The 16,786-nt window shown below is 72.7% G+C and carries 16 protein-coding genes and 1 pseudogene; 11 read left to right on the forward strand and 6 right to left on the reverse strand.

Features of this window, described 5'->3' with window-relative positions; translation table 11 throughout:
• Positions 1 to 59 precede the first annotated feature (59 nt).
• The 4 genes and pseudogenes from dinB (at position 60) to CLV68_RS13620 (ending at position 3,904) form a co-directional block, all read left to right on the forward strand.
• Positions 60 to 1,326: pseudogene (dinB, locus tag CLV68_RS13605) on the forward strand (DNA polymerase IV).
• Between the two features lie 132 nt (positions 1,327 to 1,458).
• Positions 1,459 to 2,454, forward strand: a complete 996-nt coding sequence (locus tag CLV68_RS13610) for a hypothetical protein (RefSeq protein WP_246009798.1) — start codon at positions 1,459 to 1,461, stop codon at positions 2,452 to 2,454.
• Between the two features lie 182 nt (positions 2,455 to 2,636).
• Positions 2,637 to 3,074, forward strand: coding sequence for an ATP-binding protein (locus tag CLV68_RS13615; RefSeq protein ID WP_121390673.1), 438 nt, complete (start codon positions 2,637 to 2,639; stop codon positions 3,072 to 3,074).
• The gene (locus tag CLV68_RS13620) at positions 3,071 to 3,904 is read left to right on the forward strand and encodes a SigB/SigF/SigG family RNA polymerase sigma factor (RefSeq protein ID WP_246009799.1); all 834 of its coding nucleotides are present in this window, start codon (positions 3,071 to 3,073) and stop codon (positions 3,902 to 3,904) included. Before CLV68_RS13615 ends, CLV68_RS13620 begins: the two co-directional genes overlap by 4 nt.
• Positions 3,905 to 4,046: 142 nt before the next feature.
• On the opposite strand, the gene CLV68_RS13625 is transcribed toward CLV68_RS13620, so the two are convergent.
• A complete protein-coding gene (locus CLV68_RS13625) occupies positions 4,047 to 4,343 on the reverse strand; it encodes a WhiB family transcriptional regulator (protein ID WP_121390674.1) in 297 nt (98 codons plus the stop codon).
• Positions 4,344 to 4,560: 217 nt separating this feature from the next.
• On the opposite strand from CLV68_RS13625, the gene CLV68_RS13630 reads away from it, so the two are divergent.
• The 5 genes from CLV68_RS13630 to CLV68_RS13650 all read left to right on the forward strand — a co-directional run bounded on the left by CLV68_RS13630 (position 4,561) and on the right by CLV68_RS13650 (position 8,346).
• Positions 4,561 to 4,881 carry an STAS domain-containing protein gene (locus CLV68_RS13630; protein WP_121390675.1) on the forward strand — a complete coding sequence of 107 codons (321 nt, stop codon included), beginning with the start codon at positions 4,561 to 4,563 and terminating at the stop codon, positions 4,879 to 4,881.
• A 195-nt stretch (positions 4,882 to 5,076) separates the two neighbouring features.
• Complete coding sequence (locus tag CLV68_RS13635) at positions 5,077 to 5,550, forward strand: ATP-binding protein (RefSeq protein ID WP_246009800.1); 474 nt, start codon at positions 5,077 to 5,079, stop codon at positions 5,548 to 5,550.
• Positions 5,551 to 5,595: 45 nt separating this feature from the next.
• Positions 5,596 to 6,942 carry a PP2C family protein-serine/threonine phosphatase gene (locus CLV68_RS13640; RefSeq protein WP_246009801.1) on the forward strand — a complete coding sequence of 449 codons (1,347 nt, stop codon included), beginning with the start codon at positions 5,596 to 5,598 and terminating at the stop codon, positions 6,940 to 6,942.
• Between the two features lie 7 nt (positions 6,943 to 6,949).
• Complete coding sequence (locus CLV68_RS13645) at positions 6,950 to 7,999, forward strand: cobalamin B12-binding domain-containing protein (RefSeq protein WP_211346491.1); 1,050 nt, start codon at positions 6,950 to 6,952, stop codon at positions 7,997 to 7,999.
• Complete coding sequence (locus CLV68_RS13650; protein ID WP_121390678.1) at positions 7,996 to 8,346, forward strand: STAS domain-containing protein; 351 nt, start codon at positions 7,996 to 7,998, stop codon at positions 8,344 to 8,346. Before CLV68_RS13645 ends, CLV68_RS13650 begins: the two co-directional genes overlap by 4 nt.
• 79 nt (positions 8,347 to 8,425) lie before the next feature.
• Here the strand turns inward: CLV68_RS13650 and CLV68_RS13655 are convergent, their stop codons facing one another.
• Together CLV68_RS13655 and CLV68_RS13660 are read right to left on the reverse strand one after the other, a co-directional pair.
• Positions 8,426 to 8,836: a DUF3040 domain-containing protein gene (locus CLV68_RS13655; protein WP_121390679.1), complete on the reverse strand. Its 411-nt coding sequence runs from the start codon at positions 8,834 to 8,836 to the stop codon at positions 8,426 to 8,428.
• Between the two features lie 133 nt (positions 8,837 to 8,969).
• Complete coding sequence (locus CLV68_RS13660; RefSeq protein WP_121390680.1) at positions 8,970 to 10,964, reverse strand: acyl-CoA dehydrogenase family protein; 1,995 nt, start codon at positions 10,962 to 10,964, stop codon at positions 8,970 to 8,972.
• A 97-nt stretch (positions 10,965 to 11,061) separates the two neighbouring features.
• On the opposite strand from CLV68_RS13660, the gene CLV68_RS13665 reads away from it, so the two are divergent.
• Positions 11,062 to 12,072: a PHP domain-containing protein gene (locus CLV68_RS13665; protein WP_121390681.1), complete on the forward strand. Its 1,011-nt coding sequence runs from the start codon at positions 11,062 to 11,064 to the stop codon at positions 12,070 to 12,072.
• Positions 12,073 to 12,126: 54 nt separating this feature from the next.
• Positions 12,127 to 12,561 (forward strand): MarR family winged helix-turn-helix transcriptional regulator, encoded by a 435-nt coding sequence (locus CLV68_RS13670; protein ID WP_121390682.1) that lies wholly within the window; start codon positions 12,127 to 12,129, stop codon positions 12,559 to 12,561.
• On the opposite strand, the gene CLV68_RS13675 is transcribed toward CLV68_RS13670, so the two are convergent.
• From CLV68_RS13675 to CLV68_RS13685, 3 genes are all read right to left on the reverse strand, one after another.
• Positions 12,536 to 13,030, reverse strand: a complete 495-nt coding sequence (locus CLV68_RS13675; protein WP_246009802.1) for an AAA family ATPase — start codon at positions 13,028 to 13,030, stop codon at positions 12,536 to 12,538. The two genes, CLV68_RS13670 and CLV68_RS13675, sit on opposite strands and share 26 nt — an antisense overlap.
• 100 nt (positions 13,031 to 13,130) lie before the next feature.
• Positions 13,131 to 15,524 carry a transglutaminase TgpA family protein gene (locus tag CLV68_RS13680; RefSeq protein ID WP_121390683.1) on the reverse strand — a complete coding sequence of 798 codons (2,394 nt, stop codon included), beginning with the start codon at positions 15,522 to 15,524 and terminating at the stop codon, positions 13,131 to 13,133.
• Positions 15,521 to 16,786, reverse strand: a complete 1,266-nt coding sequence (locus tag CLV68_RS13685; RefSeq protein WP_092778817.1) for a DUF58 domain-containing protein — start codon at positions 16,784 to 16,786, stop codon at positions 15,521 to 15,523. The genes CLV68_RS13680 and CLV68_RS13685 overlap by 4 nt, the downstream gene beginning before the upstream one ends.

Below are 16,786 nucleotides of genomic sequence, written 5' to 3' on the forward strand. Positions count from 1 at the left end.
GGCCCGCCGGCCCCGTCGGTCTTGTCGGCCCTGTCGGTGCGCTGTGGTTCGCTAGGGCCATGGGGCGCAGCGGGGACCTGCCCAAGGGGCTCGTCGAGCGGTACAAGGCCGGACCGCACGGGTGGCCGGACGACTCCGGCTGCCCGGTGCTGCACGTGGACATGGACGCGTTCTACGCCTCGGTCGAGATCAGGGAGCGCCCCGAGCTGGTCGACCGGCCGGTGGTGGTCGGCGGGGTCGGCGCCCGCGGCGTCGGCGAACTACCTGGCCAGGGGCTTCGGGGTGCGCTCGGCCATGCCGACCAGCCAGGCCCGCAGGCTGTGCCCGCAGGCGGTGTACCTGCCCCCCACCTTCGCCCTCTACCAGGAGGTCTCGGCCGGGGTGCAGGCGATCTTCCGCGAGATCACCCCGCTGGTCGAGCCGCTGAGCCTGGACGAGGCGTTCCTCGACGTCTCCGGCGCGCTGCGCAGGCTGCGCAGCACCCCGGCGGGTGTCGGCGCCGAGATCCGCCGCCGGGTGCTGGCCGAGCAGGGCCTGGTGTGCTCGGTGGGGGTGGGGCCGACCAAGTTCGTCGCCAAGCTCGCCTCCGGCCTGGCCAAGCCGGACGGCATGCTGGTCGTGCCGCGCGGCGAGATCACCGCCTTCCTGCACCCGCTGCCGGTGTCGGCGCTGTGGGGTGTCGGCAAGCGCACCGCCGAGAAGCTCTTCGACGTCGGCCTGGAACGGGTCGCCGACGTCGCCGCCGCGCCGCTGCCGAGGTTGCGCCGGATGCTGGGCACCGCGATGGCCGAGCACCTGCACGCCCTGTCCCTCGGCCACGACGACCGCGCCGTCGTCCCGGGCACCGCCGAGAAGTCGATCGGCGCCGAGGAGACCTTCGAGGTCGACCACTTCGACCGCGACCTGCTGCGCCGCGAGCTGCTGCGGCTCTCCGAGCGCACCGCCGCCACCCTGCGCGAACGCGGCCTGCGCGGCCGCACGGTCGCGATCAAGGTCAGGTTCGCCGACTTCACGACCATCAGCCGGTCCAAGACGCTGCCGGTCGCCACCGACGTCACCCAGGAGATCTTCCGCACCGCGGCCCAGTTGCTCGCCGAGCAGACCCCGCCGGGTGCGGTCCGCCTGATCGGCGTCCGGGTCGAGCAGTTGGGCAGCGGCGGCGCCGAACAACTGCTCATCGACGCCCCCGCGCAGGGCTGGCGCGAGGCCGACCAGGCAGCGGACAAGGCGCGGACCCGGTTCGGCGCGGCCGCGATCCGCCCCGCCGCGCTGCTGGGGGAGCGGCCGACCCGGGTCGGCACCACCGAACCCCGACCCGAGCGCTGATCCGGCAACCCCTGCCGCCCCCGGCTGCCGCCACGCCCGGCGGGGGCCGCGCTCGGTGATCGCTCGCCCACCGGCTGTGTCCGGTTGGTGCCAGGGCCACCACGGCGTCGCTCCGCTCCGGTAGTCCAACTCATGACCGAGTTGTCGATCACCGGAGGTCCCCAGCCGATGGCCCGTTCCCGCGCCACCGCCGCCCTCGCCACCGCGCTCGCCTGCCTCGCCCTCGTCCCGGTGGCCCCCGCCGCCCAGGCCGCCCCCGCCGCCGTGTCCGACGCGGCGCTGGCGAGCAGGTGGGCGCCGATCCACTACCAGGACACCGACTCCAGCGACTACGACGCCGACTACCTGTCCAAGGTCGATTTCGACGGGGAGTGGAACACGCTCAACAACTGGGAGTCCCAGGACGACTCCGTGGCCCGCCTCACCGGCACCGCCTACTTCTCGGTGGTCGAGACCGGCACCCACTGGTTCGTGACCTACTCCTTCTACCACCCGCGCGACTGGGAGGACTTCCCCGACCCACTGAGCCTGTTCACGCACGAGAACGACATGGAGGGCGTGCTGCTGACCGTGCGCAAGGACGGCTCCACCTACGGCGCGCTCGAGGCCATGGTCACCGTCGCGCACTCCGACTTCTACTCCTACGTCCCCGCGGGCAGCCCGTACACCAGCGGTCGGGAGAGCGTGGACGGCCCGTTGCAGCTCCAGACCTACAACGGCGCCGCGCACCCCACGACGTTCCAAGAGGCCAAGGGCCACGGCATCTACGCCAAGAACGGCGACCACGCCCCGGACAGCGACGGCGTCGTCTACTACCCGAGCGGTACAGCCGAGGTCCCCGCAGGCGGCACCGACAACTTCGTCGGCTACACACTGGTCGACGTCTTCGCTGGTGGCGGCCTCTGGGCCCGCCGCGCCAACGCCGAGACCTATGCCTCTTACGGCACCTTCCGCGGTGACAACGGCAAGGACAACGCCGCCAACGCGCCGTGGGGCTGGGACGACGGCAACGACGGCGGCGACATCCCCCGCGGGTTCCTCGCCACGGACCCCGCGCACCTCGTCTCGGAGTACTTCGCGGGCGAGGGGACCTTCGCCACCGCGTACACCAGGAATTCATACCGGTAGCGGGTTTGAACCCGGACCCGACCGGGTAACAACCACCAGGGTCCTGCCCCGCGATCTTCTCGCTGTGGGGCGGGGTGGCGACGGCACCGCGATGTGACACCGAGGTGCGAATCCCACCCCGCTCCACATTTTTCCGTGTCGCGGTACGGTCCACCGCAGCGTAAGGACGGCAGGAGGAAAGCGTGTCTGAGGTCGAGACCAGCCCGGTAACCCGCACGAACGGGGTCCGTGACGTCGAGGTCCGCGTCTGGGCGGACGCCGAGCAGGTGCCGCTGCTGCGCTCCTTCGCCGCCGACATCGCGATGCGGCTCGACTTCGACCTCGACGCCATCGAGGACCTGCGGATGGCCGTCGACGAGGCGTGCTCGCTGCTCGTGCGCGCCGCGGCCGCCGACAGCGCGCTGCTGTGCTGGTTCGAACCCGAGGACCACGGGATCCGGGTGCGGGTCCGGGTGGACGCCGAGCACGGCGAACCGCCCTCGGGCGACGCGATGGGCTGGCAGATCCTCACCGCCCTCGCCGCCACCGTCACCGAGACCGTCGAGGCCGTCGACGGCGGCCACCGCATCACCATCGAGCTGCTGGCCGTGCCGGGTCCAGGCGAAGTGGACCCCCGGTGACCACGACCCCGGGCCCGGTCACACCGGAGCCAGCCGACAGCGCGGGCACTCCCGACAACCCGGCCGAGGACGAGAAGGGCGGCAAGGGCACCGACGCCAACGTCGAGCGCTTCCGCGCCCTCGCCGCGCTCGACCCCGACGACCCCAAGCGCGCCGCGCTGCGCGGCGACCTCGTCGCCGACCACATCGACCTCGCGCGCAACCTGGCCCGCAAGTTCGACCGGCGCGGCGACCAGCTCGAGGACCTGGTGCAGGTCGCGACCATCGGCCTGATCAAGGCGGTCGACCGGTTCGAGGCCGACCGCGGCAACTTCTACGCCTTCGCCATCCCCACCATCATGGGTGAGCTGCGCAGGCACTTCCGCGACACCGGCTGGGCGGTGCGGGTGCCCCGCCAGCTCAAGGAACTGCACGTCACCGTGGCGGCCGGGCGCAACGAGCTGAGCCAGAAGCTGGGCAGGGCGCCCAAGCCCAGTGAGCTGGCCGACCACTTAGGGCTGACCAAGGAGCAGGTGTACGAGGCGCTGGTGGCCAGCGCGGCCAAGCAGGGCACCTCGCTCGACGCCAGGCTGGCCGAGCCCGCTGGTGACCGCTTCGGCTACGAGGACGACCGGCTCGCCGAGGTGGACAACCGCAGGGCACTGGGCCCGCTGATCGCCGAGCTGCCCGAACGGGAGCAGAAGATCATCGTGCTGCGGTTCTTCCGCGGCCTGTCGCAGGCCGACATCGCCCGCCGGGTGGGGGTCTCGCAGATGCAGGTCTCGCGGTTGCTGGCCAAGACGCTGGAGCGGCTGCGCGCCGCTCTCGGCGAGGACACCCTGGCGGGCTGAGGTGCTGACCGACACGGTGCTGACCGGTGACGTGCTGACCGCCACAGTGGCGCGCGTGGCGGTGTTCCCCGCTGAGGTGTTGGCCGCGGTGGTGCTGCCCGCTGCGGTGTCTCCTGTGCAGGTGCGGCGGACCGCACCGCGCTCAGGAAACCCTGAGCGCCCGCCTGCGCTGCGCGATCAGCGTGCGCCGCTCACCCTCGCCCATGGCACCCCAGATGCCGTAGGGCTCCTGCACCGCCAGCGCGTGGTCGCGGCACTGGGCCAGCACCGGGCAGGCGCGGCAGACGGCCTTGGCGCGCTCCTCGCGGGCGTGCCTGGCCGGGCCGCGCTCGGCGTCGGGGTGGAAGAAGACCATGCTGTCGGCGCCGCGGCAGGAGCCGTCGAGCTGCCAGGCCCACTCGTCGGAGACGGGCTTGGGCAGGCGGGTGATCTCGGCCATGACGCTTACCTCCTCGGTGCCCGCTCCGCACAGCGGGTTCGACCGGGAACTACCCCCGCCCCCGGCCGCCGAAACGGTCGGTGTTGGCGGGTGTGCGACAGGCCCCAGCGGGCACCGGGTCGGCGGCGTGCCACCCCGGTTGGCAACTACTGTGACGTCGGCGTGGACGGCCAGCGCGCGAGCGCGGCGACACGGCCGCGGTGAGGAAGGACCGATAGTGGAGATCAACAGCGAGGGCACCGACCCGGTCGTCGTCTCGGTCACCGGCGAGGTCGACCTGGCCACCGCGCCCCAGTTGGAGCAGGCCCTCGACGCCGCGCTCGGCCAGGAGGGCGGCACCGGCGTGCGCGTCGACCTGTCCGCGGTGGAGTTCATGGACTCGGCCGGCCTGCGGGTGCTGGTCGCCGCGTTGCGCAAGGCGGAGGACAGCGGCAGGTCCCTGGTGCTCGACGCCCCGCACGAGCGGGTGCGCCGGATCATCGAGATCACCGGGCTGGCCGAGGTGTTCGGTCTGGCCGGGTCGCAGGGCACCGCCTGATCGGCGGTTGATTCACCCGGTCACCGCCTGGGTACCTCACCCGGCGTGAAGGCAGCGGTCGCGGGCTTGGTGGCCGGTTCCCCCGGGAGCACGAGAACCGGTGGGGTCGGGCCGGTGCGCAGGGGCACCAGGGGTCCGGCGGCAGTGCGACATCGACGGCGCGCCAGTCGCGCTCGAGGGGTGGTGGCGGGTGACGTGAGCGAGTCGGCGAACACCGGGCGGGTGCGCCAACTGGCCACCCGCCTGCCACCGGCGAGTACCTCGGCAGGCGACGCCCGCGACTTCGTCAGCACCGCGCTGCGGTCGTGGTCGGTGGCCGAGGACCTGGTCTGCGACGTGGTACTGGCCACCTCGGAACTGGTCACCAACGCCATCGAGCACAGCGTCGGCGAGATCCGGGTCGAGCTCTCGCTCACCGGCGGCCGGGTGCTGCTGCGGGTCGGCGACGATGCCGACACCGTCCCGGTGCGCACCGCACCGGACTTGCTCTCCGAGCGCAGCCGCGGGCTGACCATCGTCATCGCGCTCAGCGAGTCGTGGGGGCACGAACCCGACCACATCGGGAAGTGGGTGTGGGCCGAGTTCGGCCAGGTCAGCGTCTCCGTGGGCGGGGCAGCGGCGGCGACGCGCCTGGAGTCGGCCGCGTCATTGCCGCTCGACAACCAGTAGGCTGGTCCGGGTCCCCACCCGCGGAACGGAAGCGTGGCGCAAACGATGTCCGGACCGAAGCATGCCGCCGAGCCGATCGAGGCGAGCATGCCGCCGCTGGGCGCGCACACCGCGCAGGCGCCCGACGAGCACCAGTTGCTCGCCCAGGCACGGCAGCGGGCCGCGCTCGCCGGGGAGATCACCACGCAGCTCGCCGGGTCGCTGAACCTGCGCCGCACCATCCTGCGCCTGTTCGCGCTGATCACCCCGGAGTTGGCCGACTGGGCGATGCTCGCCATGGTCGACCACCGCGGCGACCGGCTCGCCCTCTACGGCGGCGCGGAGCACACCTTCGCCACCAGCGTCGACCGCTCGGCCGTCGAGGACCTCGGTGTCGGCCGGGTGCTGCGCTCGGGCCGCGGCGAACTGCTGCACGTCGCGCTCGACGAGGACTACGCCGACGGTCTCGACAGCATGATCCCGCACGATCAGCTGCGCGAGGAGGCCACCTCGCTGCGCCCCGCCGACGTGCTCGGCCTTGCCCTGACCGCCCGCGGCACCACTGTCGGCGTGCTGGTGATCGTGCGCGGCGCGGGCCGCGGGTTCCCCGAGGACGACGTCGCCCTGGCCGAGCAGATCGCTGGTCGGGCCGCGATGGCCCTGGACTCCGCGCGGCTCTACGAGGACCGCACCAGGATCGCCTCCGTGTTGCAGGCTGGTCTGCGCCCACCGACCCTGCCCAGGGCGGCCGGGCTGCGGCTGGCCGCCCGGTTCCGCGCCGCCGCCGAACACCTCGACATCGGCGGCGACTTCTACGACGTGCACGGCTCCGGCCGCGACTGGGTGCTGGTCACCGGCGACGTCTGCGGCAAGGGCGTCGAGGCCGCCGTGCTCACCGGCCGCGCCAGACAGAGCATCCGCACCGCCGCGCACTTCGACCGCAGCCCGCACAGCGTGCTCGCCGCGCTCAACGCCGTCCTCTACGACGAGGAGTCCGACCAGTTCGTCACCGCGGTGTGCGCGCGGGTGCGCCCGGCCGACGACGGCCGCACCGCGCGGGTCGACCTCGCCGCGGCCGGTCACCCGGCGCCGCTGGTGCTGCGCGCGAACGGCACGGTCGAGCAGGTGCTGGTCGGCGGGACCGTCGCGGGCGTGGTGCCCGAGGTCGGCTACCTGGAGAGCACCATCCACCTCGCCTCGGGCGACACGATGCTGATGTTCACCGACGGCATCTACGAGGCCCGCGGCGCCGACGGCTTCTACGGGATGGACCGCCTGGTCGCGCTGCTGCCCGCCTACGCGGGCGCCGGGCCGGAAGCGGTCTGCGAGGCCGTCGAGCAGGACGTGGTGGAGTACCTCGGCGGCCGGGCGCACGACGACATGGCCCTGTTCGCGGTCTCGTGCGGAAGGTAGCCCGCCGGTGACAGGCGGAGCTCTCGACTCGGTGCTCGACGGTCTTGCCCGGTTCGACGGCGCGCTCGCCTCGGTGGACGTCGACGCGGCCATCGACGTGGTGGAGGACCTCGTCGCCGGGGGCGTCGACCCGATCACCGTGCTGGTGGACGTGATCGCCTCGGCGCAGCGCACCGTCGGCGAGCGCTGGCAGCGCGGCGAGTGGAGCGTCGCCGAGGAGCACGCGGCCACCGCGGTGTCGGTGTCGGCGACGGAGGCGGTCGCCCGCTGGGTCCGCCGCACCCCGGCCACCCGCGGCCGGGTCGTGGTCGCCTGCGCCGAACGCGAGTGGCACGCCCTGCCCGCGATGATCGTCGGCACCGCGCTGCGCGCCGAGGGCTGGGACATCACCCTGCTCGGTGCCTCCACCCCGCCCGCGCGGCTGAGCCAGTACCTGCACGACCTCGGCCCCGACGCCACCGCCGTGAGCTGCTCGGTGCTCGGCGCGCTGCCCACCACCCGCCGGTTCATCGAGGCCAGCACCGACGCGGGCATCCCGGTGGTGGTCGGCGGTTCCGCGTTCGGCGGTGACGACCGGCGCGCGGTCGCCCTCGGTGCCACCGCGTGGGCGTCCGGCGCCCGCGAGGCCGTCGCCGCGGTGCGCTCCCTGCCGACCGTCGTCGCCGCGGCCACGCCGCTGTCCAGCCCGGCCGCCGCCGAGCAGTCGACGCTGGAGCTGAACCACCGGCGGCTGGTCACCGGGCTGCGGGAGGGCTGGTCGCTGGCCGCCCAGATCGTCACCACCGAGACCCTGCCGCTCGACAGCCTGCACGCGGTGGCCGCCGACGTGGTCAACCAGGCGTTCCACGCGGTCAGCGCCGCCCTGCTCACCGGCGACCCGCGCACCATCTCCGGCACGGCGGCCTGGGTGGCCGACCTGCTCGCCGCCCGCGCGGTGGACCCCTCCCTGGTCGGCGAGCTCGGCAGGCTGCTGACCAAGGACCTGCGCGACTACCCCATCGCCCGCTCCCTGGTCCAACACCACTGGACAGACCCCATCACGACTGGACCCCGATGACCGAGTTCGCCCACACCACCGCCACCGACCAGGACCGCGCCACCATCACCGTCACCGGGGAGCTGGACACCCACACCTCGGTCGAGTTCAAGCGGGTCCTGCTCGCCCTCGCGGACAACCACGACGAGGTGGTCGTCGACCTGGCAGGGCTGGAGTTCATCGACTCCAGCGGGCTGAGCGCCTTCATCGCCGCGCACAAGCGCACCCTGGTCCGGGGGAACCGGGTGCTGCTCGACCGGGTCCCCGGCTTCCTGTCCCGCATCCTCGCCATCACCGGCCTCGCCGAGATCATCCACGTCGTCGACACCCCCGACCTGCCCCTCGCCGAGCAGTCCGCCGCCGACTGACCCCGACTGACCCCGCAAACGGCTCAGCGCCGACTCCCTGGAGCGGGTGTCGGCGCTTGGGCCTTGATGGGGATGGGGGTTAGTGCTCTTCGTCGAAGCGCTTCTTGAAGCGCTCCTCCATGCGTTGGGAGAACGAGCTCCTGCGGTGGTGGGCGGACGCGCCGCCCCCACCGTGGGGGGACTCCTGACCTGGCTCCGGTTCGGAGCCGCCCTGGCGTAGTGCTGTCAGCGTCAGCATGGCGCCGACGAACATCACCAGGAAGCCGAGCAGGCTCACCACGGGGATACCAGCCGGTTTGAACGGCAGCATCACACCGAGCACGAGGAGGGCGACGCCCAGGACGAACAGGGCGATGCCTTGCAGTCTGCGCCGCCGGGATGGCTTGCGCAGGCGGGCACCTCGGACGGTGGAGGCGAACTTGGGATCCTCGGCGTAGAGCGCGCGCTCGATCTGGTCGAGCAGTCGCTGCTCGTGCTCGGAGAGTGGCATGCGTTCCTCCTCCGGCACAGCGGTCGCGGGCGCCGGGCGATCACGGTTGCCGCCGGACCCGGCGGGCACCCCTCGGTGGAGGTGTCGCCTCCAGGATACGGGGCGTTTCCCCCCGCGACTACCCGATCCCGGATCACGACGCGGTCGCTGAGTCGGAGTCCTCCTTCCGGGGTAGTCCTGCCTGGTTGTGGACGCGCTGCGCGTCCTGTCGATCACGCTCGGCGCCCAGCGCGATCGGGGCGGCGATCAACTCGTCCGGGATGGCGAACGCCTCGACCAGGACCCCCGCGTGCGGGCGGAGGTGGTGGCAGAGGTCGTTGACCGCCCCGGTGACGGCCTTGGCCCGGCTGGTGCTGATCCGGCCGTGGCCGAGGAACCAGTCGAGGTCGGACTCGACCGAGCTGAGCACGTGCAGATCGCACACGCGGCCCAGCAGCGCGGCGGCGCCGGGGTCGGCGCAGCGGTCGATGGCGGCGACGAACGCCTCCAGCACGATCCGCTCCACGTGCACCCTGGCCGCGCGCAGCACGTGGTCCTGCGCGGCGTTGAACACCTCGAATGCCGACTCGCCCGGCTCACCCGCGCGCCGCAGCCTGCGGGCGAGGGTGTCCAGGACGTGCTTCTCCCGGTCCTCGAACAGCCGCAGGTGCCACCCGCGGTCGAGCAGGTCGGCGTCGTCGTCCCTGGTCACGGCGCCGACGAGGCGTTCGATGAGGGACCGGGCCGCGGTGCGCTCGATGACCGTGCCGACGAACTGATCCGCGATGAACCTGGCCATGCCGACGCTGCCCAGTTCGTGCAGGTCCTGCTGGTAGCCGGTGAGCAGGCCCTTGGCGACCAGTTGGTAGAGGACGGTGTTGTCGCCCTCGAACGTGGTGAACACGTCGGTGTCGGCCTTGAGCTGCGGGAGCCGGTTCTCCGCCAGGTACCCCGCGCCGCCGCACGCCTCGCGGCAGGTCTGGATGGTGCGGGTGGCGTGCCAGGTCGCGGCGGCCTTGATCCCGGCCGCCCGCGACTCGAGTTCGCGCTGTCCCCGGTCGTCGATGTCACCGTCGTGCAGCGTGGCGACCAACTCGGCCTGGGCGAAGTGCAACGCGTAAGAGGTGGCGAGCGCGGGCAGGAGTTTGCGCTGGTGGGCGCGGTAGTCGAGGAGGGCGACCTCGCCGCCGCCGTCAGGGTTGCGGAACTGGCGGCGGACCAACGCGTACCGGACAGCGATGGTCAGGGCGCTCTTGGTGGCGCTGCCCGCCGCCCCCGCGACGCTGATCCGGCCGCGGATGAGGGTGCCGAGCATGGTGAAGAACCGGCGGGAGTCGCTCTCGATCGGGCTGGCGTACGTGCCGTCCTCGGCGACGTCGCCGTACCGGTTGAGCAGGGCCTCGCGCGGGACGCGGACCTGGTCGAACCGGATGCGCCCGTTGTCCACGCCGTTGAGCCCGGCCTTGCGACCGCAGTCCTCGATGGTGATGCCCGGCAGCGGCCGACCCTCGTCGTCGCGCAGCGGTACGAGCAGTGCGTGCACCCCGCGTTCGGCCCCGCCCGCGTCGAGTTGCGCGAACACGACCGCGATCCGACCGTCCCGCGCGGCGTTGCCGATGTAGTCCTTGCGGGCCGACACATCGGGGGTGTTGACGACGAACTCGCGGCTGCTCGGGTCGTAGATCGCGGTGGTGCGCACGTGCTGGACGTCGGAGCCGTGGCCGGTCTCGGTCATCGCGAAGCAGCCGGGCAGCCCGAGGTCGATGATCTCGGGCAGGTACCGGTCGAGGTGGCGTTCGGTGCCCAGCGCCTCGACCGCGCCGCCGAACAGGCCCCACTGCACGCCCGCCTTGACCATCAGCGACAGGTCGCCGAAGCCGAGCATCTCGAACGAGGTCAGCGACCCGCCCACATCACCCCCGCCGCCGTGGCTGGTCGGGAAGCCGACCCTGGGGTAGCCCGACTCGGCCAGCTCGTGCAGCTCGGCGAACACCTGCTCGCGGTGCTGCTCGGTGCTGAGGTCGTAGGTCGCGGGCGAGGGCAGCGCGGCCATGCGGAGCCGCGCCTCCCGCCGGATGTGCGCCCACCGGCCGTCGAGGACCTCGGTGAGGACGTCAGCCGCGACGGGGCTGGTGGCCGGGACGGGCATGCTGCCTCCTCGTGCGGTGGGGTTCCCCGACGCTAGTGCGACCGGACCGCGCGCGCCGGTTGTGCGAGAACGCGCCGGGTGCGCTACCTATGGGCCCATGGACCCCGTCGCGGCGTTGAAGCAGATCGCGCTGTACCTGGAGCGCGCGGGTGAGGCGACGCAGAAGGTGCGGGCGTTCCGGCGGGCGGCGGCCAAGGTCGCCGAGATCGACCCCGACGAACTCACCGCCAGGGCCACCGCCGGGACGCTGACCGACCTGCCCGGCATCGGCAACTCCATCGCGCTGGTCATCGCCGAGTCGGTCATGGGTGGCGAACCCAGCTACCTGCTGAACCTGGTGGAGAAGCAGTCCGCGCCGGTGACGGGCGGCGGTGCACTGCGCGCGGCGTTGCGCGGCGACTGCCACACCCACTCCGACTGGTCCGACGGCGGCAGCCCCATCCGGGAGATGGCGGAGGCGGCCATCGCGCTCGGCCACGAGTGGATCGCGCTCACCGACCACTCGCCGCGGCTGCGCGTCGCCAACGGCCTGAGCGCCGAGCGGTTGCGCCGCCAGCTGGAGGTCGTCGCCGAGCTGAACGTGGAGCTGGCGCCGTTCCTGATCCTCACCGGCATCGAGGTCGACATCCTGCTCGACGGGTCGCTCGACCAGGAGCCGGAACTGCTGTCCCAGCTGGACGTCGTGGTCGCCAGCGTGCACTCGAAGCTGCGGATGCCCAAGGCGGAGATGACCGAGCGGATGCTCACCGCGGTGGCCAACCCGCACGTCGACGTCCTCGGTCACTGCACCGGGCGGCTGGTGGTCGGCAAGGGCAGGCCGGAGTCGGAGTTCGACGCGGCCGCGGTGTTCGCGGCGTGCGCGGAGCACGGGGTGGCCGTCGAGATCAACTCCCGGCCGGAGCGGCTCGACCCGCCGCTGCGGCTGCTGCGCGCGGCCGTCGAGCACGGCTGCCGGTTCGCGATCGACACCGACGCGCACGCCCCCGGCCAGCTCGACTGGCTGGCGCACGGCTGCGAGCGCGCCGAGCTGTGCGGCATCGGACCGGAGCAGGTCATCAACACCAGGACCGCGGGCGACCTGCTCGCCGACCTCGCCGCACGGGGCTAAACCGGCAACAGGGGACCAGCCGCGCGCCCGCCCGCGTGTGCGAGAGTGGTGCGCATGGCGCTGCGGCAGGTGGACGAGGTTGCCGAGACCGAGGTGGCCGCGCGAGCCCTCGGCCTGGTCCTCACCAGGGCGAACACCGACGTCTACCCCAAGGTCCCGCCGATGCAGCTGCGCGCGCTGCACTTCGTGGAGTCCCTCGAACCGGTCAACCTGACGCGGCTGACCGAGGAGCTGGGCACGATCCCGTCCTCCACCAGCAGGCTGTGCGACCGCCTGCAAGCCGCGGGCCTGCTCGACCGCCGCCCGGCCACCACCGACCGCCGCGAGGTCGAGATCGTCCTCACCATCACCGGCCGCGAACTCCTCGACCGCCTGCGCGCCGCCCGCCGAGCCGACCTCGCCGAGGTCCTCGCCGCCATGCCGCCGCAGTCCCGGGCCGCTCTCCTACACGGCCTGCGCGAGTTCACCGCCGCGACGCACCGCCGCTGACCAGCGCGGCCACGCGCGCGACCACCTCGTCGAGCGGCGCCCGGGTGTCGATCTCGACGGTCGCCGACGCCCGCAGGAGCGGCTCGACCCCAGCCGTGTCCGCCGCGATCTTGGCCCGGTCCTCGGCGGTCTTGCCGAAGGGGTTGGTGTCGCGGGCAGCGACGCGGTCGAGCATCACCGCCAGCGGCGCGGAGAGCAGGACGACCTCGGCGAACCGGGGGTAGAACCGGCCCTGGTTGACCACCGTCCCCGCGATGACGAGCGGCTCACCTGACCGCTCGTGCTCGGAGATCAGCGCGTCGATCCGGTCCTCGCGCCATTGGGGCTCGCTGGTGCCATCCGGCAGCGGGAGATCCGCCACCCAATCCCCGTGATCGCTGTCCACCACCCGGTACCCGAGCCGCGCCAACCCACCCAGCACGGCCGACTTGCCGACACCGGACATGCCCGTCACCAGGACCACGGCCACGTTGATCTCCACACCCGTTCTGAGCGGCCCCCGATGCACAGCCTACCGAGGCAGGGCGACAGGGCGTGGTGTGTGCGGGGCGGCCTGTGGACAACTTGCCCTAGTCCGGTTTCTTGGACTTTCGCTTCGGGGACACGACCGACCGGGGCAGCAGGCGACCCTTCCAGTCCAGGGGGGAGGACTTGCGCATGCCGGACACGACCTCGTCGAAAGCGCGGCCCAGTTCCGGGTCGCGTTCCGCGTGACCCCCGTACCAGGACCGCTCGACCGAGTTGACCACCGTGCGCAATGCCTGCTTCGAGCCGTCGTCCAGGCTGTGTTCCTTCGCCAGGCGGCGGGCGGCGGTGCGGACGGTGTCGGTGTCCGAGGTTTCCGCGCCCCGGTCCCAGGACTCCGCCATGAGTTCCGTCCACGCCGCGGTGGCCGCGTCCTCGCTGGACAGGGCGGTGCGGCGGCGTCGGCGGTGCAGGTCGCGGACTGTCGCCGGGATGGCGGACAGGGCGAGGACCACCAGCAGGGCGCTGAGCCACCACGACAGCAGGGACAGCAGGAACACGCCCGCCCCCAACGCCGCGATGATGGCGAACGGTCTCGCCACGGGCCTGCCCCCGGTCGTCGCGAGGATCGACAGCAGGACCGCGACGATGCCCAGGCCGATGCCGGTCCACGCCTGCCACGGCCACGCCGAGTCAGTCGAGCCGTTCGCGCCGAGCTTGCCCGCCTGCTGGTCCGGGTCGGGCCGTTCGCTGCGGGGAGCGGCGGTAGTGCTGGCCGAGCCCGTGGGGACGGTTTCCTGCGTGACGCTCGTCGACGGGCGGGTGCTGGCATCGGAGCTGACGTAAGGGGGCTCGTAGGCGCGACCGTCGGCGAGGGGGGTGGGGTCGAAGGTGACCCAACCTTGGCCGGGGAAGAAGACCTCGACCCACGCGTGGGCGTCCTGCGTCGTGATCGAGCGGTAGTCGCCGGACAGGAAGCCCGCCGTGTAGCCGATGGCGACGCGGGACGGGATGCCCGCCGCGCGGGCCAGGATGGCCATGGCGGAGGCGTACTGCTCGCAGTAGCCCACCTTGGAGTTGAACAGGAACTCCTTGAGGGCGTTCTCGTCGCTGGTGAGCGCGGTCTGCGTCTTGTACTGGAAGCCGTTGGTGGTCGCGAAGTACTTCTGCAGCGCGATCGTCTTGTCGAACACCGACTGCTGGTTGTCGGTGAGCAGCTTGGCCAGCGTCACCACCTCGGCGTCGATGCCGTCGGCGGACAGGTACACCGGGTCGATCTCGTCGTAGTCGGTGCTCGTCCGGCGCAGCTGGTCCGCGCTCGGCTGGGTCAGGTCGGCGTCCTCGACGTACCGGTCGAGCTTGCGCATGCTGTGCGAGAACACCATGCCGCCCGCCTGGTCGTAGAACATGCCCTCCGGCAGGTCGCGCAGGTTGCGGGGGGTGCCGTAGACCGGCGCCCACAGGTCCTCGTAGTTGACCGGCTCGATCTCGATCCTGGTGACCTCGCCCTGGCCGTCGTCCCCCGGCGCGAGCGGCAGGGCGAGTCCGGCGGGGACGTTGTTGGGCAGCGCGTCCGCGGCCACCCAGCCACCGTCGCGCTCGTAGCGGGGAAGGGTGATCGCGCGCAGGTAGCGGCTCTCGTTGCCGAGACCGCGCACCCGCAGCAGCTCCACGTTGCTGCCCTGGTCGAGCATGCCGCGCAGCTTCGTGAACGGCTTCAACGCCAACCCGCCGCCGCTGCCACCGCCGTTGCCGCCACCCGGCAGACTGCCGACGGTCCCGATCCAGGTGATCAGCGTGCCCGCGAGGAGACCGAGCACCAACGCGGACGAGACCATCGCGACCGGTGACCCCACGCTCGTGCCCGTCGCGGGCAACGCCGGTCGGTTGCGCCACAGCCGGTGCCGGTGCGTCCCGTCGACCGCGAGCAGCGCCGCGAACGAACTCGCGCCGAGCACGAACGACCACCAGGGCAGCAGCTCGTCGGCCAGCGACGCGGGCACCGCGTACACGCACAGCAGCACCAGCCCGCACGCCGCCGGGGCGCCCGCGGCGACCGCCAGGGTGTCGACCAGCACCGCGACCAACCCGATCGCGATGACCACCAGGCACAGCACCGGTCTCGTCTCGGCCACCGGCGGCACCCCCGTGCGCACCGCCTCCACCGAGTCGCTGAGCACGGAGCCGAGGTCGTCCAACGCGTCCGGGCCGGGGAAGATCCCCAGCACCCCGCTGTCGGTGAACAACGCGACCAGCAGGAACAGCAACCCCACCAGCTGCGCCACCCCGACCAGCAGCGTCGGGACCCGCATCGCCCGCAGGCCGAGGCCGATCGCGGTCACCACGATCACCGCGACACCGGCGTGGCCGAGCCACCTGCCGCCGGAGATGACCCCGGACAGCGCCGTCGACGCGCACAGCGTGGTCACCGCCGCGACCACCGGGGTGACCGTGGTCGACCATTGCGCCCGCGCTGCCTGCGGCGGTTGCTCATTCATGTCCCGGCTCCCGCGATCATCGTGTCGCCGCGCCGGTTGCCGGTGCGGCAGACCCCGGCCCACACCTGGGTCATCGGCACGTCCGGCCGCGCGATCGTGACGCCCCACCCGGCGCCCGCGAGCAGGCTCGCCGCCGCCGTCGGGTCCACGTCCGGGCCGTCGCCGGTGCCCCACGCCGGGGTGTCGAGCAGCACCGCGAGGCTGCGCGTGCCCCGGGTGCGGTAGCGGATCAGCTGGCTGACCGACTCCGGCGTCGCCGCGCCGAGCACCGCGATCAGCTCCTGGCCGTGCCCGGGGTCGGCCGGGCACGAGATGTCGCGCTGGTGCACCGGTTGCAGCGCGGCCAGCGCGTCGAGCACCGCGGTGTCGCTGTGCGCGCCGTCGCCCGCGTCGCTGACCAGCACCCCGCCGGTCTCGGTGACCAGCCGGATCTGGTGGCCGTGGCGGTGCAGGTGCACGCACACGCTGGCGGCGAAGGACACCGCCCACTCCAGGCTCGACCCGGCCCCCGCGCCGCGGTGCCCGGCGACCCTGCGGTCGAGCAGCACGGTCGTGCCGCCGCGCCACGGGCTCTCCTCGACCCGCACCATCATCTCGTCGCGCTTGGCGGTCGAGCGCCAGTGCACCTTGCGCAGGTCGTCGCCCTGCCGGTACGGCCGGACCACCGCGTCGTCCTCGCCCTGGCCCGCGTTCAGCCGCACGGACCCGTCGTCACCGGAGCCGAGGCCCGACCCGCCTGGCACCCCGGCCAGCCGCACCACCCTGGGCACCACGACCATCCGGGACGTGCCTGCCAACTCGCGCTCGAACTCCGCGAGTCCGAACGGGTCGGTGACGGTCGCCTTCAACGGGCCGATCTGCTGGATACCGCGCAACATCGGCTGCAGCGTGTAACGCAGCTGTGTCCCCGTGTGGCGGGGCAGGTGTTCGATGAGGAATCGGGGCTTGCCACCTAGCGCGTACGGCACCCCGTCGGAGACAAGCAAACCGACCGTGGGCAGCCTGCCCGTGCTCTGCACGGACAGCGCCACCTCCGCGCGACCCCCCACCGGGACCCGGACAGGGGAGATGTGCCGCTGCGCCCGTAAGCCCACTCGGGACACCGCGGTCACCACGCACACCAGCAGCGGTAGCGCGACCACGAACACCGACACACGCATCAGGTCGCGCTCGTTGAGCACGACCGAGCACACCGCGGCAGCGAGCCCGGCCGCGATCAGGCACCGTCCGCGGGTGGTCAGTCCCGACAGGGCTCCGGGCAT

The organism is Actinokineospora cianjurensis, from assembly GCF_003663795.1.
GTDB classification, from domain to species: domain Bacteria; phylum Actinomycetota; class Actinomycetes; order Mycobacteriales; family Pseudonocardiaceae; genus Actinokineospora; species Actinokineospora terrae.